Annotated in this window: 25 protein-coding genes and 1 pseudogene; 19 read left to right on the top strand and 7 right to left on the bottom strand. The window is 70.7% G+C overall.

Features of this window, described 5'->3' with window-relative positions:
• Positions 1–117 precede the first annotated feature (117 nt).
• From purS to purL, 3 genes and pseudogenes are all read left to right on the top strand, one after another.
• Positions 118–384 (top strand): phosphoribosylformylglycinamidine synthase subunit PurS, encoded by a 267-nt coding sequence (purS, locus tag CLV70_RS22665; RefSeq protein ID WP_106128605.1) that lies wholly within the window; start codon positions 118–120, stop codon positions 382–384.
• Positions 381–1,094: a phosphoribosylformylglycinamidine synthase subunit PurQ gene (purQ, locus tag CLV70_RS22660; protein ID WP_106128604.1), complete on the top strand. Its 714-nt coding sequence runs from the start codon at positions 381–383 to the stop codon at positions 1,092–1,094. Before purS ends, purQ begins: the two co-directional genes overlap by 4 nt.
• Positions 1,091–3,667 (top strand): annotated as a pseudogene (gene purL / locus CLV70_RS22655) (phosphoribosylformylglycinamidine synthase subunit PurL); the annotation flags it as partial. The gene purQ and the pseudogene purL, both read left to right, overlap by 4 nt.
• Before the next feature lie 486 nt (positions 3,668–4,153).
• On the opposite strand, the gene CLV70_RS22650 reads toward purL, so the two are convergent.
• Positions 4,154–6,304: a carboxypeptidase-like regulatory domain-containing protein gene (locus tag CLV70_RS22650; protein ID WP_146164125.1), complete on the bottom strand. Its 2,151-nt coding sequence runs from the start codon at positions 6,302–6,304 to the stop codon at positions 4,154–4,156.
• A 160-nt stretch (positions 6,305–6,464) separates the two neighbouring features.
• Here CLV70_RS22650 and CLV70_RS22645 point away from each other — a divergent pair, with 160 nt between their 5' ends.
• The 5 genes from CLV70_RS22645 (at position 6,465) to amcA (ending at position 11,405) form a co-directional block, all read left to right on the top strand.
• Positions 6,465–6,827: a sterol carrier family protein gene (locus tag CLV70_RS22645; RefSeq protein ID WP_106128602.1), complete on the top strand. Its 363-nt coding sequence runs from the start codon at positions 6,465–6,467 to the stop codon at positions 6,825–6,827.
• A gap of 78 nt (positions 6,828–6,905) precedes the next feature.
• The gene (gene purF / locus CLV70_RS22640) at positions 6,906–8,510 is read left to right on the top strand and encodes an amidophosphoribosyltransferase (protein ID WP_106128601.1); all 1,605 of its coding nucleotides are present in this window, start codon (positions 6,906–6,908) and stop codon (positions 8,508–8,510) included.
• 78 nt (positions 8,511–8,588) lie between these two features.
• Positions 8,589–9,740, top strand: a complete 1,152-nt coding sequence (gene purM, locus CLV70_RS22635) for a phosphoribosylformylglycinamidine cyclo-ligase (RefSeq protein WP_106128600.1) — start codon at positions 8,589–8,591, stop codon at positions 9,738–9,740.
• A 371-nt stretch (positions 9,741–10,111) separates the two neighbouring features.
• Positions 10,112–11,215: a cyclophane-forming radical SAM peptide maturase AmcB gene (gene amcB, locus CLV70_RS22630; protein ID WP_106128599.1), complete on the top strand. Its 1,104-nt coding sequence runs from the start codon at positions 10,112–10,114 to the stop codon at positions 11,213–11,215.
• Positions 11,184–11,405 carry a multiple cyclophane-containing RiPP AmcA gene (amcA, locus tag CLV70_RS22625; protein WP_106128598.1) on the top strand — a complete coding sequence of 74 codons (222 nt, stop codon included), beginning with the start codon at positions 11,184–11,186 and terminating at the stop codon, positions 11,403–11,405. The genes amcB and amcA overlap by 32 nt, the downstream gene beginning before the upstream one ends.
• A 273-nt stretch (positions 11,406–11,678) precedes the next feature.
• Here amcA and CLV70_RS22620 read toward each other — a convergent pair whose 3' ends face one another.
• Together CLV70_RS22620 and CLV70_RS22615 are read right to left on the bottom strand one after the other, a co-directional pair.
• Positions 11,679–11,894, bottom strand: coding sequence for a DUF3073 domain-containing protein (locus tag CLV70_RS22620; protein WP_106128597.1), 216 nt, complete (start codon positions 11,892–11,894; stop codon positions 11,679–11,681).
• Positions 11,895–12,073: 179 nt separating this feature from the next.
• The gene (locus CLV70_RS22615) at positions 12,074–13,156 is read right to left on the bottom strand and encodes a Glu/Leu/Phe/Val family dehydrogenase (RefSeq protein ID WP_106128596.1); all 1,083 of its coding nucleotides are present in this window, start codon (positions 13,154–13,156) and stop codon (positions 12,074–12,076) included.
• 162 nt (positions 13,157–13,318) lie between these two features.
• On the opposite strand from CLV70_RS22615, the gene CLV70_RS22610 reads away from it, so the two are divergent.
• Positions 13,319–14,158 carry a DUF8083 family protein gene (locus CLV70_RS22610; RefSeq protein ID WP_106128595.1) on the top strand — a complete coding sequence of 280 codons (840 nt, stop codon included), beginning with the start codon at positions 13,319–13,321 and terminating at the stop codon, positions 14,156–14,158.
• Positions 14,159–14,460: 302 nt separating this feature from the next.
• Entirely contained in the window at positions 14,461–14,670 is a 210-nt protein-coding gene (locus CLV70_RS22605) for a BldC family transcriptional regulator (protein WP_014687221.1), read from the top strand.
• An 86-nt stretch (positions 14,671–14,756) separates the two neighbouring features.
• On the opposite strand, the gene CLV70_RS22600 is transcribed toward CLV70_RS22605, so the two are convergent.
• Positions 14,757–15,128 (bottom strand): PPOX class F420-dependent oxidoreductase, encoded by a 372-nt coding sequence (locus tag CLV70_RS22600; protein ID WP_106128594.1) that lies wholly within the window; start codon positions 15,126–15,128, stop codon positions 14,757–14,759.
• Positions 15,129–15,146: 18 nt separating this feature from the next.
• Here CLV70_RS22600 and CLV70_RS22595 point away from each other — a divergent pair, with 18 nt between their 5' ends.
• From CLV70_RS22595 to CLV70_RS22585, 3 genes are all read left to right on the top strand, one after another.
• Entirely contained in the window at positions 15,147–15,923 is a 777-nt protein-coding gene (locus CLV70_RS22595) for a class I SAM-dependent methyltransferase (RefSeq protein ID WP_106128593.1), read from the top strand.
• Between the two features lie 115 nt (positions 15,924–16,038).
• On the top strand, positions 16,039–16,608 hold the full coding sequence (locus CLV70_RS22590) for a hypothetical protein (protein ID WP_106128592.1): 570 nt from the start codon (positions 16,039–16,041) through the stop codon (positions 16,606–16,608).
• On the top strand, positions 16,605–17,900 hold the full coding sequence (locus CLV70_RS22585) for a PrsW family intramembrane metalloprotease (protein WP_106128591.1): 1,296 nt from the start codon (positions 16,605–16,607) through the stop codon (positions 17,898–17,900). The genes CLV70_RS22590 and CLV70_RS22585 overlap by 4 nt, the downstream gene beginning before the upstream one ends.
• An 8-nt stretch (positions 17,901–17,908) precedes the next feature.
• Here the strand turns inward: CLV70_RS22585 and CLV70_RS22580 are convergent, their stop codons facing one another.
• Positions 17,909–18,157, bottom strand: a complete 249-nt coding sequence (locus CLV70_RS22580) for a hypothetical protein (RefSeq protein WP_106128590.1) — start codon at positions 18,155–18,157, stop codon at positions 17,909–17,911.
• Between the two features lie 160 nt (positions 18,158–18,317).
• On the opposite strand from CLV70_RS22580, the gene CLV70_RS22575 reads away from it, so the two are divergent.
• The 3 genes from CLV70_RS22575 to CLV70_RS22565 are packed head-to-tail and all read left to right on the top strand — an operon-like array spanning position 18,318 to position 19,782.
• A complete protein-coding gene (locus CLV70_RS22575) occupies positions 18,318–18,668 on the top strand; it encodes a hotdog fold thioesterase (protein WP_106128822.1) in 351 nt (116 codons plus the stop codon).
• A 37-nt stretch (positions 18,669–18,705) separates the two neighbouring features.
• Positions 18,706–19,098, top strand: coding sequence for a hypothetical protein (locus CLV70_RS22570; RefSeq protein WP_106128589.1), 393 nt, complete (start codon positions 18,706–18,708; stop codon positions 19,096–19,098).
• 3 nt (positions 19,099–19,101) lie between these two features.
• Positions 19,102–19,782, top strand: coding sequence for a DUF2786 domain-containing protein (locus CLV70_RS22565; RefSeq protein WP_106128588.1), 681 nt, complete (start codon positions 19,102–19,104; stop codon positions 19,780–19,782).
• Here CLV70_RS22565 and CLV70_RS22560 read toward each other — a convergent pair.
• A complete protein-coding gene (locus CLV70_RS22560; protein ID WP_106128587.1) occupies positions 19,760–20,077 on the bottom strand; it encodes a hypothetical protein in 318 nt (105 codons plus the stop codon). The two genes, CLV70_RS22565 and CLV70_RS22560, sit on opposite strands and share 23 nt — an antisense overlap.
• Positions 20,078–20,229: 152 nt before the next feature.
• Here CLV70_RS22560 and CLV70_RS22555 point away from each other — a divergent pair, with 152 nt between their 5' ends.
• Together CLV70_RS22555 and CLV70_RS22550 are read left to right on the top strand one after the other, a co-directional pair.
• Positions 20,230–20,658, top strand: coding sequence for an ATP-binding protein (locus tag CLV70_RS22555; RefSeq protein ID WP_106128586.1), 429 nt, complete (start codon positions 20,230–20,232; stop codon positions 20,656–20,658).
• Between the two features lie 14 nt (positions 20,659–20,672).
• Positions 20,673–20,981 (top strand): STAS domain-containing protein, encoded by a 309-nt coding sequence (locus CLV70_RS22550; protein WP_158277801.1) that lies wholly within the window; start codon positions 20,673–20,675, stop codon positions 20,979–20,981.
• A gap of 41 nt (positions 20,982–21,022) precedes the next feature.
• Here the strand turns inward: CLV70_RS22550 and CLV70_RS22545 are convergent, their stop codons facing one another.
• Positions 21,023–21,949, bottom strand: coding sequence for an SGNH/GDSL hydrolase family protein (locus CLV70_RS22545; RefSeq protein WP_158277800.1), 927 nt, complete (start codon positions 21,947–21,949; stop codon positions 21,023–21,025).
• 1,490 nt (positions 21,950–23,439) lie between these two features.
• Here CLV70_RS22545 and CLV70_RS42035 point away from each other — a divergent pair.
• On the top strand, positions 23,440–23,730 hold a 291-nt coding region (locus tag CLV70_RS42035; RefSeq protein ID WP_211303852.1), incomplete at its 3' end, for a fumarylacetoacetate hydrolase family protein.

The raw sequence follows: 23,730 nt of genomic DNA, 5'->3' as shown, positions 1-23,730 counted from the left end.
CCCCGTCAGCCTGCCGACACCGGCCGATGGGTCGATCGGCGGCCGTACAAGGTAGGCTTTGCCCGCTCGCCCCTTAGAGGGCCACCCAACTGCGCACCTACACAGTCAGGAGTGCCCGTGGCTCGCGTCGTCGTCGACGTCATGCTCAAGCCGGAGATCCTCGATCCGCAGGGCCAGGCGGTCGCCAACGCGCTGCCGAGGCTCGGCGTCAGCGACGTCTCCTCCGTACGCATCGGACGCCGCATCGAGATCGAGTTCGCCGGAGAACCGGATCTCGACACCGCCCGCGAGATCGCCGACAAGCTGCTCGCCAACCCGGTCATCGAGGACTTCTCGATCCGGGTCGACGAGCCGGCCGGTGACGCCGCGCGGATGAGCGCGTGACCATGCGGATCGGCGTCGTCACCTTCCCCGGTTCGCTGGACGACGGCGACGCGGCCCGCGCGGTCCGCATCGCCGGCGGTGAGGCCGTGCGCCTCTGGCACGGCGACGCGGACCTGCACGGTGTCGACGCCGTGGTTCTGCCCGGCGGCTTCTCGTACGGCGATGCCCTGCGCTGCGGCGCCATCGCCCGGTTCGCCCCGGTGATGGAGACCATCGCGGACGCCGCCCGCGGCGGCCTGCCGGTGCTCGGCATCTGCAACGGCTTCCAGATCCTCTGCGAGGCCCACCTGCTGCCCGGCGCCCTCACCCGCAACCAGCACCTGCACTTCCGCAACCGCGATCAGTACCTGCGCCTCGAGAGCACCTCGACGGCCTGGACGACCAGCTTCACCGACGGACAGGAGATCCTGATCCCGGTGAAGAACGGCGAGGGCTGCTACGTCGCCGACCAGCGGACGCTCGACGAGCTCGAGGGGGAGGGCCGGGTCGTCGCGCGCTACGTCCGCGGCAACCCGAACGGCTCGCAGCGCGACATCGCGGCCATCACCAACGCTGCCGGCAACGTGGTCGGCATCATGCCGCATCCGGAACACGCGGTGGAGGCGCTGACCGGCCCGTCGCTCGACGGCCTCGGCTTCTTCACCTCCGCCCTTCGGCACCTGGCCGGGACGGCCGCGGGCGGGCAGCTCACAGGGGGAGCCCAGCGATGACCACCCAGCCCGACACCGCGACCAGCGGCGCGGCGCCCTCCCGAGGCGTGCCGACCCAGCCGCCGTCGGCCGCACCGCCGGGAAAGCCCAGCGGTTTCGCCGCCACCGACGTGCTGGTCAACCAGTTCGACGGCGGACCCGACACCGTCGAGCGGGCCCGGAACACCCCGGAGGAGCTCCAGCCGCACACCGAGCTGGGCCTCAAGGACGACGAGTACGACCGCATCCGGCAGATCCTCGGGCGCCGCCCGACGGCCTCCGAGCTGGCGATGTATTCGATCATGTGGAGCGAGCACTGCTCGTACAAGTCGAGCAAGGTGCACCTGCGCCAGTTCGGCGAGAAGGCGCCGAAGAACACCCGGATGCTCGCCGGCATCGGTGAGAACGCGGGTGTGGTGCAGATCTCCGACGACCTGGCCGTCACGTTCAAGGTCGAGTCGCACAACCACCCGAGCTTCGTCGAGCCGTACCAGGGCGCGGCGACCGGCGTCGGCGGCATCGTGCGCGACATCCTCGCCATGGGTGCCCGCCCGGTCGCGGTGATGGACCCGCTGCGCTTCGGTGCCGCGGACCACCCCGACACCGCCCGCGTGCTGCCCGGCGTGGTGGCCGGCATCGGCGGCTACGGCAACTGCCTCGGCCTGCCCAACATCGGCGGCGAGATCGTCTTCGACCCCTGCTACCAGGGGAACCCGCTGATCAACGCGCTCTCCATCGGCGTCCTGCCGGTCGAGCGGCTGCAGCACAAGGAGGCGGCCGGCCTCGGCAACGTCGTCGTGCTGCTGGGCGCCCGTACGGGCCGTGACGGCATCGGCGGCGTGTCCGTGCTCGCTTCCGCGACCTTCGACGAGGGCGCTGAGCAGCGCCGCCCGTCGGTGCAGGTCGGCGACCCGTTCATGGAGAAGCTGCTCATCGAGAGCTGCCTCGAGCTGTACGACGCCGGGCTCGTGGTCGGCATCCAGGACCTAGGCGGCGCGGGCCTCACCTGCGCGCTCACCGAGACCGCCGCGGCGGCCGGCACGGGCATGCGGGTCTGGCTGGAGCGGGTGCCGCTGCGCGAGCCGTCGATGTCGCCGACCGAGATCCTGGCCAGCGAGTCGCAGGAGCGCATGCTGCTGATCGTCGCGCCGGAGAAGCTCGACGAGGTGCTCGCCGTCGCCGAGAAGTGGGGCGTCTGGGCCACCGCGATCGGCGAGGTCACGCCCAGCGAGACCGAGGGCCTGCCCGGCCGCCTGGTGATCAGCTGGAACGACCACGTCGTGGTGGACGTGCCGCCCGGCTCGCTCGCCGACGACGGCCCGGTCTACGCCCGCCCGATAAGGGAACCGGCCGACCTCATCCTGCTCCAGGCCGATCGGGCCGAGACGCTGCCGCGTCCGGTGACGTCGGACGAGCTGCGCGAGACCGTGCTGCGCATGATCGCCTCGCCGAACCTGTGCGACAAGACGTGGGTCACCGAGCAGTACGACCGGTACGTGCTCGGCAACACCGTGCTGGCCCAGCCCGAGGACGCGGGTGTGCTGCGCATCGACGAGCGCACCGGCCTCGGTGTCGCACTCTCCGTCGACGGCAACGGCCGGTATGCGCGGCTCGACCCGTACCAGGGTGCCCGGCTAGGTCTCGCCGAGGCGTACCGGAACGTCGCGGTGACCGGCGCCGAGCCCGTCGCAGTCACCGACTGCCTCAACTTCGGTTCCCCGGAGGACCCGGCGGTCATGTGGCAGTTCGCCGAGGCCGTCCGCGGTCTTGCCGACGGCTGCCAGGAGCTGGGCATCCCGGTCACCGGCGGCAACGTCAGCTTCTACAACCAGACCGGCGCCGCGGCGATCCACCCCACTCCGGTGGTGGGCGTGCTCGGCATCCTCCAGGACGTCGCGCGGCGGGTGCCGATGGGCTTCCCGCCGCCGCCCACCGCGGACGGCGACCTGCTGTTCGTGCTCGGCACCACCGAGTGCGAGCTGTCCGGCTCGGAGTGGGCCTGGGTGACCCACGGCCACCTCGGCGGTCGCCCGCCGAAGGTCGACCTGGCCCACGAGCAGCGGCTCGGCCGGCTCCTGGCGCAGGCGTCCGAGCGCGAGCACGTGGTGGCGGCGCACGACCTGTCGGACGGTGGCCTCTCCCAGGTCCTCGTCGAGTCCTGCCTGCGCCGTAACGTCGGCGCCCGGGTCACGCTCCCGGAGCAGGACGCGGCGGTCACCCCGTTCGTCTGGCTCTTCAGCGAGTCCGCGGGCCGGGTGCTGGTCGCGGTGCCGCGCGGGCACGACAAGGCGTTCGTGGCCCTGGCGGCGGAGCACGGCGTGCCGTGCACCGCGATCGGCGTCACGTCGCAGGACCCGGTCCTGGACATCCAGGGCGAGTTCTCGATCGGCCTGGACGAGCTGCGCCAGGCGTTCACCGCGACGATGCGCGACCTGTTCGGCAGCCCGGCCGAACTCGGCCCCCGCCCGGCAGCGGCCCCGCCGGTCGCCGAGCCCGCCGCGGCGATCCCCGCGCCCGCCGCGCTCACGTCCGCCGCGCCTACGTCCGATCCGCAGGCCGAGGACGCTTCAGCGGCCACGGGCTCGCCCGCCGCCGCCGATTCGTCGGCCTCGGATGCTTCAGCGGCCACGTCGATCGCGGCCGATTCGTCGGCCACGTCGTCCACGGACGCTTCGTCGGCCACGTCGGCCACGTCGGCCTCGGAGGCCACGTCGGCCTCGGACGCTTCGTCGGCCACGTCGGTCGCGGAGGCTTTGGCGGGCGCGGCTGGTTCGTCGGGCGCCGGCGAAGCCGAGGAGCGGTCTGTGACCCCGGAGGCCACCGAGCCGGCAACGGGCCCCGCGGACGAGGCAGCCGGTCCCGCCGGTGAGGCGGCAGGTCCCGCCGGCGAGGCGGCCGAGGTCCCGCCCGCGAAGCCGGCCGAGAACGTGAAGTCCGAGAAGCCGGCCGACGCTGAGAAGTCCGAGCAGGCCCCGGCGGAGAAGAAGGACTGACCTCCACCGCACGGCATGACGAGAAGGCCGGCCCTGTCGCAATGACGGGGCCGGCCTTCTTCGTGGGTAAGGCGCGCTAGCGGCGGATCAGTCGTCCAGCCAGTCCAGGGACCGGCGCTGACCCGGCTGCGAACCCTCCGGCGGCTGGGGACGGGCGGCCCGCCGGCCGCCGCCCTGCTGGTCGCCGCCGTACGTGCCACCGCGCTGGTCGTAGCCGCCCTGGTCGCCATAGCCGGGCTGCTCGCCGCCGTAGCCGCCGCCACCGTACGTGCCGCCGCCCTGCGGAGCACCGCCGTAGCCGCCGCCCTGGTCGTAGCCGCCCTGATCGCCGTAGCCCGGGTCGTTGCCGTAGCCGTCGTCGGCCGCCGCGCCGTACGTGCCCGCGCCGCCGTAGGTGCCACCGCTCGCGGCGCCGCCACCGTACGTGCCGGCGGCCGGTGCCGCTCCGCCGCCGTAGGTGCCGCCGCTCTGGCCGCCGCCGTACGTGCCACCGGACTGCGCGGCACCGCCGTAGGTGCCCGCGCCCGGCTGCGGCCCGTACCCGTTGCCGTTGTCGAGACCGCCGCCCGGGCCGTCCCAGGAGCCGTAGTCGCCCTCGGGCTGGTCGTTGTACCCGCCGGCGCCGTACGCGTGACCCTGAGCGGGCGCGGCGAAGTCGTCGGCCGGCGCGCCGGCGTAACCGTTGTCGTAGCCCGGCGCCTGGTAGCCCGCCTGGTCGTCGAACGCCTCCTGGCCGGGCCGGTACATGCCGGTCGGCTCGTCGTAGCGCTGCGGCGCCGCGGCGGCCGGCGCGAACCCGGTCGGGTCCTCGTACGGCGCCTGCTCGGCGTACCCGCCACGGTCGTCGTACGCGCCGTAGCCGTTGGCGTCGGCGTCGTCGTAGCCACCGCCCTGGGCCGGCACCGGCGCGCCGCCGTACTGAGTGGCCCCGCCGTACGTGCCCGCGGCTCCGGCGGCAGCACCGTACGCTCCCGCGGCCCCGGCAGCGCCCGCCGCCGGAGCGGAGCCCCAGCCACCGGGTGCGTTGTACGCCCCGCTCTGCGGCATGGGAGCGCCGTACGGGTCCGGGAACTCGTCCACCGGGTCGACCACGGGCGCACGCTGGATCATCGTCGGAGCGTCCGCCATGGACGGTGCACCGGATCGCGGAGCGATCATCGTGGCGTCCCCGCCGCGCCCGCCGACCGGGGCTGCCAGCCGGGTCTCGTCGACGCCGCCCCCGCCGTAGCGGCCGGGCGTGGGCGGGACGGTGCCGCCGGCGCCGGCGGCGTCCGGGTCGTCGTCGGGGTTGTTCTTGCGGCGCATGAACATGAGCACGATGGCGCCGATGCCCGCGGCGACCAGGAGGCCACCGAGCAGGATGAACAGCATCGAGCCGGAGCCCTTGTCCTCGCCCGACGCCTTGTCCGTGGGCGGCCCGGCGGCGGCGCTCTCCTCGTCGGTGGCAGCCTCCGATTCCTCGTCGGTCACCTCCTCGGTCGGGGTGGCGCTCGGGGAGGACGAGGGCGTCGCCGTCGGCGAGGTCGTGGCGGCGATCAGCTTGATCGTCAGCGGGACGTTGACGGACTTGTCCGCACGGCCCTGCGCGGTGACGGGATCACCCTTGTAGCCCTGCTTGCCGGCGATCACCAGCAGCGAGCCGACGGCGATCGGGTTGCCCTCCGTCGAGCGGAAGGAATAGCCGCCGTCGTTGCCGGAGACGCTGTTGAAGTTGCGGCCGGCGCTGTCCCGCATCGCGACCGACGCGCCGGACACGGACTTGCCGTCCTGGTCCTTGACCTTGCCGCTGACCTGGCGCACCGCCTGCGGCTTGTCCGGACCGCGGACCGTGATCCCGCGGGTGGCGCTGCCACTTCCGCCGCCGGGACCGGAGACGGTCGCCACGATCCGCAGCTGGATGTCGTCCTTCTCTCCAGGCTCGACGGTGCCGGCGGTCAGGTTGGCCGTGTAGTCCTTCTTGCCGCCCGCCGGGATGCTGTCGTCGAAGTTGCACCGGTCGCAGCTCATGCCGTCGGCGCTGATGACGACCGTGACGTTCGCGGCCAGGGCGGGGTTCGAGTTGGTGATGGAGTAGTTCAGCGTGGTCTTGCCGCCGGACGGGATGTCTCCCGACGACAAGCCGGTGATGGCCACCGTGGGGCCCGCCGCCAGCGCCGCGGTGGGTGCGACGAACACGCCACCGATCACCGCCAGGAACGCACCGGCCAGGACTGCCCGGGCTCTCAGGTGCGTTGTCACGTCCACCGCCTTCCGGTCGCGCGGTCCCCGGGGTGCCTTGGATTTGCCCTCTGGATCCCGCGACGAGTACACACCGTCGGCCACTATGCCCTGTCGGACGACTTCAGCGCGAGTCAGGGCCGCCGGGTTGTGGCCATTCGCCGGGTCGTATTGTCCCGACGTGTCTCCTGCGCACAATAAATCCGAAGCCGTCGGCGTGGCGTTGGACGCGCTGGACGCCGGTGGCGAACCCGAGCGTCCGGTGCTTCGTGACGCTGTGCGAGCGCTGCTGGCCGAGCTCGCGCGAACCGCTCCGGGCCGATCGGTGGAGGTCCGTATTCCACCTTTCGGTGCTATTCAGTGCGTGGCCGGTCCCCGGCACACCCGCGGCACTCCGCCCAATGTGGTCGAGACCGATCCGATGACCTGGCTCCTCGTCGCCACCGGCCGCCTGAGCTGGTCCGATGCGGTGTCCTCCGACCGGATCCGGGCCAGTGGAATACGCACAGATCTCACTCCGTACCTCCCTGTGCACCCGAGCTGAAGGCCCCTGGCCTCGCGTACACTGGTCGGTCGGTACAGACGAGCAAGTCCGAGCAGATCAGCATGAGGGAGCAAGCGCGTGCCCCGAGGCGACGGCCGGTTGACCGACGATCTCGACCCCCAGGACCGCGGACCCCAGGATGCCTGCGGCGTCTTCGGCGTCTGGGCCCCGGAGGAAGAGGTCGCGAAACTTACCTATTTCGGCCTCTTCGCACTGCAGCACCGCGGCCAGGAAGCTGCCGGCATCGCCGTCAGTGACGGCTCCGGTGTCGTGGTCTACAAGGATCTCGGCCTGGTCTCCCAGGTCTTCGACGAGCCGACGCTGGCGAGCCTGCGCGGTCATCTCGCCATCGGCCACACCCGTTACTCCACCACCGGCGGTTCTAACTGGGAGAACGCCCAGCCCACGATCCGCGCCACCACGGCGGGCACGACGATCGCCCTGGCCCACAACGGCAACCTGGTCAACACCGCCGAGCTGGCCCGGGAGGTCGCCGAGCGCGGCCTCGAGGCCGACATGGCGACCTCGGACACCGCCCTCGTGACGGCCCTGCTGGCCAGCCGTCCCGACCTGTCGGTCGAGGCCGCGGCCATGGAGGTCCTCCCGAGCCTGCGGGGCGCCTTCAGCTTCGTCTTCATGGACGAGGGCACCCTGTACGCGGCCCGCGACGCCCAGGGCGTACGCCCGCTCGTGCTCGGCCGGATGGAGCGCGGCTGGGCCGTGGCCAGCGAGACGGCGGCCCTCGACATCGTCGGCGCGAGCTTCGTGCGCGAGGTGGAACCCGGCGAGATCCTCGCGATCGACGAGCACGGCCTGCGTTCGAGCCGGTTCGCGACGCCGGAGCCGAAAGGTTGCCTCTTCGAGTACGTCTATCTTGCCCGTCCCGACACCACCATCGCCGGCCGCAACATCTACGCCGCCCGGGTGGGGGTCGGCCGCCGGCTGGCCAAGGAGCACCCGGTCGAGGCGGACCTGGTCATCGGCGTTCCGGAATCGGGCATTCCGGCCGCGATCGGTTACGCGGAGGAATCCGGCATTCCGTACAGCGCGGGCTTCATGAAGAACGCGTACGTGGGCCGCACCTTCATCCAGCCCTCGCAGACGATCCGCCAGCTGGGCATCCGCCTGAAGCTCAACCCCCTGCGCGAGGTCGTACGCGGCAAGCGCATCGTGGTCATCGACGACTCGATCGTCCGGGGCAACACCCAGCGCGCGCAGATCCGCATGCTGCGGGAGGCCGGGGCGCTCGAGGTGCACGTGCGGATCTCGTCCCCGCCGGTCAAGTGGCCGTGTTTCTACGGCATCGACTTCGCCACCCGCGCCGAGCTGATCGCCAACGGGCTCGAGATCGACGGGATCCGCCGCTCGATCGGCGCCGACTCCCTCGGGTACGTTTCGCTGGACGGTCTGGTGCAGGCGACCGAGCAGCCGAAGACACGGCTCTGCATGGCCTGCTTCGATGGGCAGTATCCGATCGAGCTTCCGGCCGGTCACCTGATCGGCAAGCACCTGCTCGAGAGCGTCGGCAAGCGCGTGTCGATGCCCGACGCCTCGAAGGATGCGGCGACCGCTGCGGTGGCCGGACTCGAGCAGGAGTACGAGGATGAGCAGTACGCCGACGGCGAGCCGGCACAGCCGCTGGTCGGCAGCCCGGGCGGCGTGGACGCCCTGCACCGACCGTAGTACGCGGTACCACCCACCAGCACCCGACGTCGAACTCAGCGGCCCAGCCGAGCAGCACCACCATCAAAGGGGAGAACCGTGACGCACGTGTCCGAGCGCAGCAGTGCCGGATCGAACGGTGCCGAGGGCGCCGACCGCCAGCCCTGGTCAGCGGGCGCCGGCCGGCCCGGACGCAAGCGCACGGTGACGTACGCGGACGCCGGCGTCTCGATCCACGCCGGTGAGCGCGCGGTCGAGCTGCTCAAGAGCAAGGTCAAGAAGACCACCCGCCCCGAGGTGATGGGTGACCTGGGTGGCTTCGCGGGCCTGTTCAAGCTGAACACCCAGAAGTACACGAGCCCGATCCTGGCCTCGTCGACCGACGGCGTGGGCACCAAGCTGGTCATCGCCCAGCAGCTCGACATCCACGACACGATCGGCATCGACCTCGTCGCCATGGTGGTGGACGACCTGGTCGCCTGCGGTGCCGAGCCGCTGTTCCTGCTGGACTACATCGCCTGCGGCGAGGTCGTGCCGGACAAGGTCGCCGAGATCGGCGCCGGCATCGCGGACGGTTGCCGGTACGCCGGCTGCGCGCTCCTCGGCGGCGAGACGGCGGAGCACCCGGGCGTGCTGCGTCCCGACGAGTACGACGTCTCCGCCACCGGGGTCGGCGTGGTCGAGGAGAGCGAGATCCTCGGCGCCCACCGGGTCGAGATCGGCGACGCGGTCATCGCGATGCGCTCGTCCGGCCTGCACTCCAACGGCTACTCGCTGGTCCGGCACGTGCTGCTGGGCGCGGGACGGATGCGGCTCGACACGGTGGTCGAGGACTTCGGCAAGCAGCGCACCCTCGGCGAGGAGCTGCTCACCCCGACGAAGATCTACGCCAAGGACTGCCTCGGCCTGATCGAGGAGACCGACGTGCGCGCGTTCTCGCACGTCACCGGCGGCGGCATCCCGGGCAACCTGGTCCGCATCCTGCCCGAGCACGCCGACGCGGTGGTCGACCGGTCGTCCTGGCGCCCCCAGTCGATCTTCGACCTGATCCAGGCCAAGGGCCGCATCGAGGACACCGAGATGGAAGCCACGTTCAACATGGGCGTCGGCATGTTCACGATCGTCTCGGCCGACGACGCCGACCGGGCCATGGCCTACCTGACCGGCCGCGGCGTGGAGGCGTGGCAGGTCGGCGAGGTCATCGAGGGCACCGGCCAGGTGCAGATGATGGGCCAGTACACCCGCGGCTGAACCGGCGGAACCGCCCGCCGGGAGGTAGGGCAGCGTCAGGAAGTCCAGCAGGCGGGCGGCCAGGCGGACACCCCGGCCGGCGGCTGGTTGGGCAGCGGGCGGGCCGGCGGGGTGCCGGACCCGAACGCTCGGGTCAGCGGCGGTCCGGCGGTCCGCGGCGGGTCCGGGTGTGGGATGCATTCTGGGCGAGGTGTGAGGCTTTCTCGGGTTCGTGTGAAATGATCCGCGTGTGTCGATGTGAGGGCACCCGCGGATCTTTTCGTCGTGCGGGGCCGGGCGGGGCACACTCGGGTGGACGTCGGCGCTTAGCCTGGCCCTGAGCCGACGACGGCGCGGACGGGGAGGTGGCTGTGCGGGATCGCTGGAGCGGTATGCGCGGGATCGCCACGGTTCCTACCTATGTCGTCATGCAGCCCACCACACTCTGCAATCTTGACTGTTCCTACTGCTACCTGCCGTTGCGGCGGGCGGACCGGAAGATGCCCGTGGAGGTGGCCCGCGCCGTCGCTGCTTCTGTGAACCCCTGGGCCCGTACGGGAAGATTCTCGGTTGTCTGGCACGGGGGTGAGCCCCTCGCGGCGGGACGGGCGCACCTGGCGGAATTGATGCGGCCGTTCGCCGAAGGCGTCGAGCACCACGTGCAGACCAACGCGACCCTGATCGACGATGCGTGGTGCGAGTTCTTCGCCGAGCACGGCGTCCGGGTGAGCGTGAGCGTCGACGGGCCCGAGGCGCGTAACGGCGATCGCGTCACGGCCGGTGACAAGCCGGCGTATGCGCGGATCGTGCGGGGGATCGAGGCCCTGAAGCGGCACGGCATCCCGTTCTCCGCGCTGTGCGTGGTCGGGCGGCCCGTGCCCGGCCTGGCCACCGAGCTGTACGACTACTTCCTCGAGCTGGGCTGCGACGTCCTTGGCATCAACGTCGAGGAGTTGGAGGGCGTGAACCTGCGCGCCAACCGGCATCCCGAGGAGGACGTGACGGCCTTCTGGTCCGAGCTCGTCGGCGCCTGGCGGCGGGACCCCCGCATCCACCTGCGGGAGATCGAGTGGTCGTTGCGCTACGTGGCGGCGGTGCTCGACGGTACGGCGGACGCCGTGCTGCCCCGGCGCCTCGACCCGATCCCGACCGTGGCGCACGACGGCAGCGTGGTGCTGCTCTCGCCCGAGTTGGCCGGCTTCTCCGATCCCCGGTACGGCGACTTCAGCAGCGGCAACGTCCTGACCACCCCGCTGGCGGAGATCCTCGCCGGAGCAACCGGCACCCCGTGGATCCGGGAGTTTCTGGACGGCGTCGAGGCCTGCCGTGACCGGTGCCCGTATTTCGGCTTCTGCGGCGGCGCGCATGCGGCCAACCGCTACTTCGAGCGGGGCCGTTTCGACGTGACGACGACGGACCACTGTCTCAACAGCAAGATTCGCCTACTGGACGGAGTGCTGGACCATGCCCGAGATCACGAGCCCACGGCCGTCTGACCCCGAGACGGACCCCGTGACGGCGCGGGTGCGCGACACCCGTACGGGCCTGGCCGCCCTGATCGAGGAGGCAGAGGAGGCCCGGCAGCGGCGCGCGGAGTCCGTGACGAAGGACGGCTCGGCGGTCTGCGCCTGGAACCACTTCGAGAACATCCCGACGTTCTACAACTGGAACAACCGGCCGCGCTGAGAACGGCGTTGACCGATTTCGGACATGCCGAAGCCGCCGTTGACCACCCCTGCGGGGGACCCGGAAACGCCCAGCACCGACTGTCGGCAGGCGTCGGCGGCTCCCGTACGCCGAGATACGTGCGGGAGCGCCGCGCAGGCCGCGCGGTGGAAGGGAACGACTACGACGAGAACATGATGCCCGCGCGGTCAGGCTGCGGGGGCACCATGAACTGCCGGAACGACCGCGACACACGGAAGCACGCGGGAAGCCGCGTGCTCTGTGCGATACGGGTCAGCGCCTCGAAGGCGACCAGCTGTCGTGCTCGTCGTCCGCATCGTCATCGTCTTCATCGTCGACGAACTCGTTGTCGTCGTCGTTGAAGTGATGGTCGGACTTACCAGCACCCGCCAGTTCGCGCTGCAAGGCGGTGAGGTCGGTGTTCGGGGAGTGATACTTCAACTCCCGGGCCACCTTTGTCTGCTTGGCCTTAGCACGGCCGCGCCCCATGGCTCGACCCCCTCGCACAGAATTCGGGGCAGCCCGAAGGCGGGCCCCGATGACGTCAGGCATCTCTCGTGGGTCTTACGGTACATGGACGATGCCGCCTTCGGCACCTCGGGTTACGTGTACCACCGTCGCGCGTCGCGGCGTGTCGGGGACGCGGCGCGCGACGGCGTACAAAAGCCTCAACCCAGGTAGATACTGCGGAGTCGTCCGACTTCGGCCATCCGGCGCTCCGCGAGGCGGTCCGCGGCCACCACCGGCGGCACCCCCTCGTCGTCGGCGAGCCGCAGGATCTGGCTCGTGGTGTCGAAGATCCTCGTGGCGCGCAGCTTGGCCCGGTCGAAGTTGAAGCCCTCGATCTCGTCGGCGACCTGGATGACGCCGCCCGCGTTGACCACGTAGTCGGGCGTGTAGAGGATGCCGCGCTCCTCCAGCAGCTTCTCGATGCCGGGGTGGGCGAGCTGGTTGTTCGCCCCGCCGGTCACGATCTTGGCGTGCAGGACGGGCACGGTGTCGTCGTCGAGGGCGCCGCCGAGCGCGCACGGCGCGTACACGTCGATGTCGCTCGTGATCATGGTCCGGGTGTCCGGGACGAGATCGATCTGCGGGTACGTGGTGCGGGCCCAGTCGAGCGCGGCCGGGCTGACGTCGGTGGCGACCACCGAGGCGCCGTCCTCGATCAGGTGACCCGCCAGATACTTGCCGACCTTCCCGAGGCCCGCGATGCCGACCCGGCGGCCGGCCAGGGTGGGGCTGCCCCAGGTGTGCTCGGCGGCGGCGCGCATGCCCTGGAAGACGCCCCAGGCGGTCAGCACCGAGGAGTCGCCCGCCCCGCCGTGCTGCACGCTGCGGCCGGTCACGTAGCGGGTCTCGCGGGCGATGATGTCCATGTCCGGCACGTACGTGCCGACGTCGCAGGCGGTGTAGTAGCGGCCGTGCAGCGACTCGACGAAGCGCCCGTACGCCCGGAGCAGCGCCTCGGTCTTGTCCAGCGCCGGGTCGCCCCAGATGACCGCCTTGCCCCCGCCGAGGTCGAGGCCGGCCAGCGCGTTCTTGTACGCCATGCCGCGCGAGAGGTTCAGCACGTCGGTGACGGCCGCCTCCTCGCTCCCGTACGGGTAGAACCGGGTCCCGCCCAGCGCCGGCCCGAGAGCCGTCGAGTAGATACCGATGATCGCCTTCAGGCCGGTGTGCCGGTCCTGACAGAAGACGACCTGCTCGTGCCCGGCGGCATCGGTGCCGTCGCTGCTTACGAACACGCCCATGGCTGCTCTCTCCTACAGGTGTGTGGGTGCACGCCCTCGTGGGACGCGCTGCCTGCTCCGGCGGGGTGTGCCGGACATCAACGAGCCTAGTCGCGCGCGGTGCCACCTGATTGGCTCCGCGCGGGAAGTCAATCGGCGGCGATTTCGTGAAAGGATCGCGCCGTGCCGTCACTGTTCGCGTCGTACCTGCGCGTTTACGAACCGCTGACCGCCTTCGACCGGGACCGTCAGCTTTTCTGGCGTCGTTATGCCCGGGAAGGCCGGGCATTGGGCCCTGTCGAGGGGCCGGTCCGGCAGCGGACCGCCGTGCTCGAGGCGCTCGGCGCCGGCTGGACCCGGCTGCCCGATCTGCCCGACGAGGCGTACGTGATGGAGTGGGGCGACACGCTGCTGGTCTGCCCGTGGAATCTGCGGCTCCGGGTCGCCGAGGCGGCCCTGAACGCGCGCGACGGGGTGCCCAGCGTCCTCGCCGACGCCTTCGTGCCGCCGGTGCTCGCCGGTCAGGCGAAGGCCGTGGTCGAGGACTGGCGCAGCGGCGCGAAGGTGCTCGAGCACGGCGTGCCGCGGGTGCACGAGCAGATCGCCACGTGGGGCGTGCCGCTGCGCTGGTTCGTCTTCGTGGACCTGGACGAGCGGGAGATCAACCTGACCGGCGGCAAGCGCACGCTGCGTTACCGCACGGAGATCTCCAAGGCCCGCCGGCGCGCGCACCGGGGCGTCTCCGTCCTGCGCAAGTCCCTGGGCGATGCGCCGATCACCGAGGCGGTCGAGGAGGGTACGCGCTGGCTGGAGGAGTTCCACCCGCGTTCCATCGTCGAGCTGGACTACGGCGGCCTCACCGGCCTGCTGAAGAACGACGCCCTGCACGACGACGATTCACCCGGGCTGGTGGCGGCCGGCCTGTCGGCGCTGTCGCGGGGCGACGCGGACGCGGCGACCGAGGCGTACGAGAAACTGGTCGCCCGGTGGCGCGCTGTGCAGTTGCTGGAGCGCTGCAACTGATCGACGAGGGTAACGCCCTGACCAGCGAAAAGGGTACGAAGGGGCACGGATCGCTGCCCCTGGGAACGCTCCCAAGGCGAATACTCTTCGTAGCCATCGTCGCTCGAAGCGTGATTTTCGGTCCAAACGCGACACTTTCTGGCGTATAAAGCCCGGATAAATCGGGCATGCTTCAACCGTCTATCTAGGGACGTTCGGCCGTTCGGCCCATGTCGGACATCGGGGACTAGCCGGACCATGAGAGACGCACCGGCCGGCGGGACCCCGGCCGATGTCTTTAGGTACCTGTGGAGGAGTGACCGATGGCATCGCGTACGCACGATCCTGAGCCGCTACTAACACCGGCCGAGGTGGCGTCGATGTTCCGTGTCGACCCGAAGACCGTCACCCGGTGGGCCAAGGCGGGCAAGCTCAGCGCAATTCGCACCCTGGGCGGGCACCGACGCTACCGGGAGTCGGAGGTTCGCGCCCTGCTGCAGGGGCAGATCCCCACGCAGCGTCAGGGCGATTGAACGAACCGCAGTCGACCGAGAGATCGAGCAAGGGGCGAGCGCCGGGGAAGGCGATCGCCCCTTCTTCGTCCCCGGCGGCGGCGTGCTCAGGACACCAGGATCGTCGTGGTGCCCTGCGCCCCGCGGCGGAGGCGGCTGCCCAGCAGGACCAGGCGGCCGGTCACGCCGTACTTCCGCTTGAGCAGCCGGCGGACCCGGGCCAGGTCGGCCTCGTCGCCGATGCGCGCGGTCGCCTCGACCGGTTCGCCCTTCGGGGTGCCCCGCACGTCGCACGGTGCCACGGTCACCCGGCCGCTGTTGCGGATGCGCTTGAGCTTGCCGGTGCCCTTGACCGTCCAGAAGGCCATACCCGCGCCGTCGGGCACGACCCAGAGCGGCGTGGCCACCGCCCGGCCGTCCTTGCGGAACGTGGTCAGCAGGGCGTACTTCTCGGCAGCGATTTGCTCCAGGGTCGCCATGCCTCAAGAGTAGTGACAATGGATCAGCCTGTGATCGGCGACGTCTTCGGAGAGATGATCCGGGACGCGTACGCCGTGCGAACCGGGATCGGCCCCCGCCCCCTGGCCGGCGGCCGGGTGCCGCGGCCGGTCATCGAGATCATCGAGCGCGACGACGGCCTGATCAACGGCGCCCCCGCCGACCACTACCTCGCCGAGCCGGCCGAGTGGCAGCCCCACGACGTGCGCGCCCTGCGGCTCTGCCGGGGCGCCGTGCTGGACATCGGGTGCGGGGCCGGGCGTACGGCGCTCGAACTGCAGCGCCGCGGCATGGCCGTCACGGGCCTCGACACCTCCGCCGGCGCCGTCGAGGTCGCCCGCGATCGAGGGCTGCGCGACACGGTCATCGCCACGGTCGACGACTATGCCCGCGCGACCGCCCGCTACGACACGTTCCTGCTGCTCGGCAACAACCTCGGGCTGCTCGAAGGGCCGGAGCGCGCCCCCGCCTTCCTGACCGCGCTCGCCGCGCTGGCCCGGCCCGGCGCCCGGATCATCGCGCAGGGCACCGACCCGTACGGCACGACCGACCCGGTGCACGTGGCCTACCACCGGCGGAACAGGGAACGCGGGCGGCTCGGCGGCCAGCTGCGGCTGCGGCTGCGCTACCGGCTGCTGGCCACGGACTGGTTCGACTATCTGAACTGCTCGGTGGAGGAGCTGACGGGGCTGCTCGAGGGCACCCGGTGGCGGCTCAAATCCGTCGACACCGCCGACCGCCCTTACTACCTTGCGGTCATGGAGTTGTCCCCGTGAGCCCCGCGCCGAACTCTACGTCGTTGGCGTCGGGACATTTCCACGAACGTTCCGAGTAAACGGACAAAACACTCTCCATCGGGAGCCTGCCCGCGCGGACCGTTAGCGTATGGGGATGGGGAGGGTTACCGGGCGTCAGCGGACGAATCTCCTCGGTGCGATCAGCCTCGTCGCGGCCCTCGGTGCGATCGCCTTCGGGCTGCCCGCCCTCAACCAGATGCTGCCCTCCGACCGGCCGGTGCCGACGGATCGGCCGTACGAAATCGGGGGTGGGGTGTCGGTGGTGCCGCCGGCCGGCGCGCGCATCGACGTGACCGAGACCCGGCCGGCCGCGAGCTCCGGGACCGTGCTGTTCCGGCTGGGCCCGGTGCGCTACCTGGTCAGCGTCCAGCCGTTCGACGGCACCCTGCAGACCGCCGTCGCCCGGCTGCGCCAGCGCATCACCGGGACCGCCGGCTACCAGGTGACCGGCACCGAGCTCACCGTCGCCACGGCCGGCGGCCTTGACGGGATCCAGGGCGGCTACAGCGGGCCCGGACGCGGCGGGCGCTACGCGGTCTTCGTCGCCGACGGTCACACCATCGAGGTCACCGTCAGCGGCGCCGACCTCGATCTGGGCCGGACGCTGCCGGCCATCGACGCCAGCACCCGGACCCTCCGGTACGCGCCGGAGCAGGCCGGATGACCGCGGAGCCCCGGTTGCGCAGTGCCCGGTCCGCACCCGTGCAGCCCGGACCCGACCCCGACCTCGGCCTCGTGCGCAGCCCCGCGTTCTGGATCGTGCTCGCGCTGCTGCTGGCGGGGGCCGTACGGATGTGCCTGATCACGGCGCGGTTCGCGGAGGCGTACCCCCGGGCCCTGCTCACCGCGACCGCCCTCTTCGCCCTGCTGGCCGTGCCGTTCTGGTTCGTGGTCTCGGAGCTGGACTTCCTCGAGCGGGAGCCGCCCGCCCTGCTGGTCCTGGCGTTCGCCTGGGGCGGGCTGGTGGCGACGACCGTCTCGATCCCGGGCAGCGCGGCGCTCGACGACATCATCGCCAAGCTCGGCTCGCCGCACCTCGCCGCGGACTGGGGTGCCGCGTTGGCCGGGCCGACGGTCGAGGAGATCGCCAAGACCCTCGGGGTGGTCGCCGTCGTGCTGATCGCCCGCGCCCAGGTCAACAGCGTCCTCGACGGCGTCGTGTACGGCGCCATGGTCGGCCTGGGCTTCCAGATCGTCGAGGACATCGTGTACGCCATGGGCGCGGTCGCCCTCGCCGGCCGTGGCGACGCCGTCGAGCCGGTCGTCACGACGTTCCTGCTGCGCGGCTTCCTGTCCGGGGTCTGGAGCCACACCCTCTTCGGCGCGCTGGCCGGGGCCGGCATCGGCTACCTCGTGGTGCGCGGCGACCGGAACCTGCGCACCCGGATGGGCGTGGCCATGCTCGCCGTCCTCGGCGCGTGGGCGTCGCACGTGCTGTGGAATTCGCCGCTGCTGCGGGACGGCCTCGGCAACGGTGCGCTGGCCCTGCTGGCCGTCCTCGTCTTCAAGGGACTGCCGCCGCTGCTGCTGATCTGGCTGCTCGTGCGGGCCGCCCACGACCGGGAGGCCGACTACTACACGACCCAGCTCGCGACGCTCGACGACCCGGAACTGGTCACGCCCGCGGAGCTCGAGGCGCTCAAGTTCGGGTCGCGCCGGGCGAGCGCCCGCCGGCACGCGCGGGTCAGGGCCGGAATCCGGGCCAGGGCAGCCGTACGCCGGCTGCAACGCGCCCAGGCCCGGCTGGCGGTCGAGATCAGCCGGGGCACCCCCGACCTCACCCGCTGGTGCCACGAGGTACGCCGGCAGCGCCGCACGCTCACGAAGCTCGGGCACCCGGAAGCGGTCGTGCCCGAGGGCCGAGGGCCGTGGCGGCGTACGGCTTCCACGGTCTTCTCCACGGCCCTCGCCATCGCGGTGCTCTGGGCCGCCATCAGCACGCTCGGCGGCGGCTGAGCGGGCGGTCAGACGGCCGGCGGCAGCCCGCCGTCGCCGTCGACGATCGTGTCCGGATTGCCGTCCTGGTCCAGGTCGACCATGGTGATGTCGACCTTGCCGTCGTTGTTCGTGTCGAACTGGAACAGGTCCGCCTTGCCGTCGCCGTCGGTGTCGGCCACCCACACGTCCGGCTTGCCGTCGCCGTTGGTGTCCGTGGCGAGCAGGTCGACGCGGTCGTCCCCGCGGGTCTCCACGATCTCCTGGGGCTCGCTCATGGCTGTCTCCTCGCTGCGGCTGCGGACTCGGTCGGTATCAAGGTAGAGGCCCGGTCAACACCCCGCGACCCGAGAAGTAACGTGGGCGGACGTGAGTACAGGGGCGGACGGCAGGCAGGACTACCTCGGCAGCGGGGGCGCGGGCGCCCTCGGCGAGCGGATGGGCATCCGGATCACCGAGGCGGCTGTCGAGCGGGTGGTGGCCACGATGCCCGTCGAGGGCAACACCCAGCCGTACGGGCTGCTGCACGGCGGCGCCTCGTGCGTGCTCGCCGAGACCATCGGCTCGGTCGGGGCGGTGCTGCACGGCCACACGGTCGACCGCCCGTTCGCGGTGGGCGTCGACATCAACGCCACCCACCACAAGGCGGTCCGCTCCGGCGTCGTCACGGGGGTCGGCACGCCGGTGCACCGCGGGCGTACGGCGGTCACCTACGAGATCGTCATCACCGACGAGGACGGCGACCGGGTGTGCACCGCGAGGCTGACGTGCCTGCTCCGAGGCGCTTGAACGGCGACGGTTGACGAATCCGCGTACCTTTCTTGACGTGACCGACGTACCACAGCATGCACTGGACGACGCGGCGGAAGTGCTCCACTGCGCGCTCAGCGGTGACAGCGACGCTGTGGTCGGCACCTTCGACGCGGTCGTGGACCGGTCGGGTGTCGTGGGGGCGTACGACGTGGCCTGGTGCCTCGCCGCGACGATGGTGGGACAGAACGTGCCGACCGGGGGCGCGTGGACCCTCGACTTCCCCGGGATCGACGACGCGCGCTACGACAAGCGGTGGGTGGCGCGGTTCGTCAGCGCGTACGTGAACGGCGACATCCCGACCGGCGAGGCGCTCTTCGGCGCGGCCATCGCCGACGGCCAGCTCCCCGACTGCCTCCTGGCCCTGGCCGGCTCCACCGTGGCGACCCTGCGCCACCGCGCGGCCTGATCCGTGGCCGAGGATCCGCTGCTCGCCCGGGTGCGCAAGCTCCTGGCCAAGGCCGAAGATCCCGCGTGTACGCCGCCCGAGGCGGAGGCGTTCCTGACCAAGGCCACCGAGCTGATCGCCAAGTACGGCATCGACCAGGCGCTGCTCGCCGGCGCGGACCCCGCCCTCGACCCGGTGGGCGATCGGGTGGTGACGGTGGAGCCGCCGTACTCCCGGGACAAGGCCGCGTTGCTCGGTGCCGTCGCCATCGCCCTGCGCTGCAAGGTCGTGCACCTCGAACGCAGCGGCACCGCGCGGGTGCATCTCTTCGGGCACGCCGCCGACCTGGAACGCGTGGAACTGCTCTTCACCTCGTTGCTGATCCAGGCGGCGCACGGCCTGGCCGCGGCCGAGGTGCCCGCGTACGACCACCCGGCGGCCTTCCGGCGCTCCTGGCTGGCGGGGTTCACGGAAGCGGTCCGGGCCCGGCTCACCACCGCCGAACGGGAAGCGGCCGCCTCGGCACCCGGCGCCGAACTGGTTCTGGTCGACCGCACCGAGCTGGTCGAGCGCCGGCGCGACGAGACGTACCCCCGGCTCACCCGGCTGGGCCCGCGACGCCTGGCCGGCACCGGGCACCGCGACGGCTACTCGGCGGGCCGCACGGCGGACCTGGGTGGCGCTAGAGGCCTTCACCATTCTTGAGATAGAGCGCCTTCGCATACTGCGCGGCCGCGGCCTGGTTGTACATCGACGCCTGTGACATGTACCAGCCGTTGTCCGCCAGGGCCTTCTTCGCCTGGGTCATGCCGGACCAGCGGATGTCGGCGTCCACCTCGGAGAGACCCCGCGCCTTGAAGTTGCGGCGCATCTGCATCTTGCCCACCCGGAAATTCTCGGCGGCCTGTTCCGCCTCGCGCATGCACGCCATGCCCTTCTCGCTGAGTGCTTCGGCGAGCGCCCACGCAGCCTGCTCCTGGGCGTTCTTGAATTTCAGCACGTCGTACCTCCCGCGAATCTGGTTCCCGGATAGCAGTACGTAACAGGTGCCGGTTGCGCTAGGTGCATGCAAGAAAGGTCAAAAAGGCTGACGCCCAGCTCATCGCGCCGGTCAGAGACATGATTCACGGCGCGGGCGGGCATAACCGGGGCATGGCTTTCATCAGCGCGCAGAGCCCGCCCAGCATGATCGAGCTGCAGCAATGGGTCCTGGACAGCCCAGGTCAGCTGAGGATCCTGCGCGCGTCGCTGCACAAGGCGATCACCGGTGAGGTGCTCGCCGAGAACGCGCCCCTCGACGAGGTGCCGGAGAAGATGGTGCTGGTCGCCACCGAGCTGGCCACCAACGCGCTCCGGCACGGGCTGCCGCCCACGATCGTCCGGCTGGGCCGGGCCGGCGACCGCTTCGTCCTCGACGTCCTCGACCACTCACCCGAGGCGGCACCGCAGTTCAGCGAGGGCCGGCCGCTCGGCCAGGGCGGCCTCGGCCTCCAACTCGCGAAGAAGTTCGCCCTCGAGATCGGCTGGTACGTCGAGGCCGAGGTCAAGCACGTCTGGGCCGAGTTCCCGATCTCCGGCTGACCTATGATCGCGGCGTGACGGACGCCGACTACCAGCTCACCCGGGAAGCGGGCGTCGTCCGGCTGTCCGGCGAGTTCGACATCAACGCCCGGGAAGAGCTGCAGGCGGTGCTGGCCCGCGCCATCGAGGAGGACGGCGCCGGCGGCATCGTCGTCGACCTGGACCGGGTCACGTTCCTCGACAGCGAGGCCATGAGCGCCCTGATCGACGGCTACCTCACCGGGCGCGCGGCCGGGGTGAAGCTGTCGATCGTCAACGCCCACGGCCTCGTCCACCGGGTGCTCGACGTGTCCGGCGTCCTCGAGATGTTCGAGAACGGCTAGGCCCCTGGGGAGCCGGGGCCGGAGCTCCTTGGCTGCCGGGGCTAGAACTCCGACAGGTTTCCGGGGCCGGTCCAGCGCCGGACCAGGCGGGTGCGTTCCACGAGCTTGCCGTCCACGCGTACGCGGTAGGTCTGCCGGAACTCGCGGAGCGTCTGCCAGGCGCGTACCCGACGATTGACGCCGTTGACCGTCTTGGTGATCGTCCGGAGCGTCCAGGTGCGGCACTCGGTGCGGTGATGCACCTCACCGTCCTCGACGACCTTCGCCGCCAGGCACCGCACCGTGTCCCGCATCAGGTACGGGTTCGGCCCGGTGTCGCCGGAGGTCCCGAACACCGGCGCCATGGCCCGGTACCAGTTCCAGGCCATCTTCGAGTATCCGAAGTCGTTCGGATGGTGCAGATCGTGCAGGTCGATGCCCCCGACGGACGACTGGTCGACGACGCTCAGCCGCGCATCCCGCTTCTTAGCGACGAGCTGCGGAATCAGGCTGTTGTAGACGCGATCCTGGGCCGCCTCCCGAGGAACCCGGGACCGCACGATCTTGGAGACGAAGATGTACGCCCCCGGCCGCGCGACCCGAATCTGGTCGATCATCGCGGAGAGCTTCCGGGCCGTGACATAGGGCCCGTCGCCCTGCGTGATGTTGTTCGTGCCGGCATGCACGAGCACGACATCGGGCCGGTACATGTCCAGCCACCCGTCAAGCTCGGCGGACAGATCATCGATGGTCCAGCCGCCGTGACCCTCGTGGTTGACGTCGGACCCGGTGCCATCGGTCTGCGACCCCACATAGTTGATCTCAAGGCCACCCTTGAGCAGCCGCTCCGCCAACGCCATCCGGTACGACGACCGGGTAGGCGACCCGGCTCCCCGGGTGATCGAATCCCCGAGCGGCATGACCCGAGTGGCCTGGAAGTCGTCCCCGCTCACCTCCGCCGCCGGCGTCGGCCGCGCATTGGTGATCATGAAGGGCTCGGTGCTCCGCGCACCGACGGGAACAGGCATGCCGGAAGCCGCGGACACATCACTGGCGGCGATGACGGGAGCCCCGAGCCCCACCACCAGCCCGGCGGCGGCCACCCCCGTCCCGATCTTGACAGCCAACCGGCGCCCGCTGGTCCAACCCTGCCCCGCAACCCCCACGACGCGCCCCTCCCGATCGCCGGCAACTCAGACGCCGGTCAAATCGGTCAGCCGGCGGGCAACACGATTTCCGCCCGGTAGCCAAGGGTTGTGATCAAGGTGCACACCGCCCGACGAGGTCCTGCGGCCGATGGGCCGGGCGATTTCCGGTGCGATCGCAGCCTCACTCTTGCCGTCGATGCTCCGTCGTGGGGCATTCGGGCTTAAGAAGGCTGAAGGGCACCATCCCGTTGAGTGACTCGGCAGTGAACCTTAGGGCGGCCGGAGCCGTCTACCACACAAGTCCTACCAACTCGATGCGGCGGAGCGCGGATACGTCCGTCGATCGTCTCGTACAGGAGGCACAGCATGCCGGATGGGTACCAATATCCTCAAGCCGAACCGTCGCCGTACCTGGTGCAGCAGCCACTACAGACCTCTAAGAACTTCATGAAAGCGGCAGAGGACAGGTTCGGAACAATGCAGGACCGGGCCGAGGATGCTGCTGTTCAGATGATGACATCCGATCCGACGGAGCAGGAGCGTCTGCTGGGCCGCCCCCGGTCGCGGACGTCAACCAGTATCAGGCGTACGCCGACACCCGCGATTATGCGAGCACCAATCTCTATGCCTGGCAGCAGACCTACGCAAGCGCCCAGGCATGGGAGGAAGGTGCCGATGTCCCGGAGGAGCAGCTAGATTTCAACATCGCTCTGCATGATTCAGCTTCTCGACGGGCGGCTGCAGCCGGGGTATCCTCCGCCCAGACGAGAACCAACCTCGGTCAGGCAGTCAATCAACACATGCGGCGTCACGATCCAGCGCGGCCCAGGAAGTCCAGCGGGCAGAAGCGCAAGGGCACCCGCGGTTGACGACGCTATAAAGGTACGCCGTGGGTGACCAATGAAGTTGAACGATGGGTATCTTTATTGATACCCATCGTTCGCGCCCTCCAGTCAGTACAACAATTCGTAGAAGGTGGTGGGCGGCGTCGCGGTAGGTCGGCTCGCCGATGTGGGAAACGCAAACCGGTGCGGTGGGCGATGTGGGTGCTGCTCTCGGTGGCGCAGGAGGTGGTCCTCGAAGGGATCCTCGTCATTGCCTGATCGCTGAGCGTTATTCTGCAGGCTTCCGTAACTATGTGCAGCTCCGTCTCGCAGGGCCACGATCATGCAGGAGGCCATCCGCGCCCCGCGCCATGTCGAGCACTCGATCCACCAAGGTCGCAGCGCTCCCCCGTGAACCTGCAGATGTCTGCGTACGTGGCGGCACGTGACGTCAGCGGCTGTCGCCCATGTGGAGATGCCGGGCTGGTCAACGGCCACGTGAAGTAGATCGACCCGAGGCGTCATCATGGCTTACCCGTCACCCGCCGAGAGCCGTTCCCGCTGGCTGCGCTTCTGGGACAGATTCCTGCGCGCTCTACGGATACGCCGGCCCGATCCTGTGCCGCAAACCGACTGGGCAGCGCCGCCGACAACCGGAAGTTTCGCCGGCGGACCACGCCGCTCGGGCCGTGGCTCGTCACCGCGGATGAGGCCGGCGATGCCCGCGACCTGACCCTGTCGTTTCGCGTCGACGGCGTCGAGTGGCAGAGCGGGTCGACCGCCGACATGCTGTTTCGG

It is taken from the genome of Pseudosporangium ferrugineum, assembly GCF_003002065.1.
Lineage (GTDB): Bacteria > Actinomycetota > Actinomycetes > Mycobacteriales > Micromonosporaceae > Actinoplanes > Actinoplanes ferrugineus_A.
The sequence above is the reverse complement of the archived record's forward strand: the minus strand, read 5'-3'. Positions and strand labels throughout refer to the sequence as shown.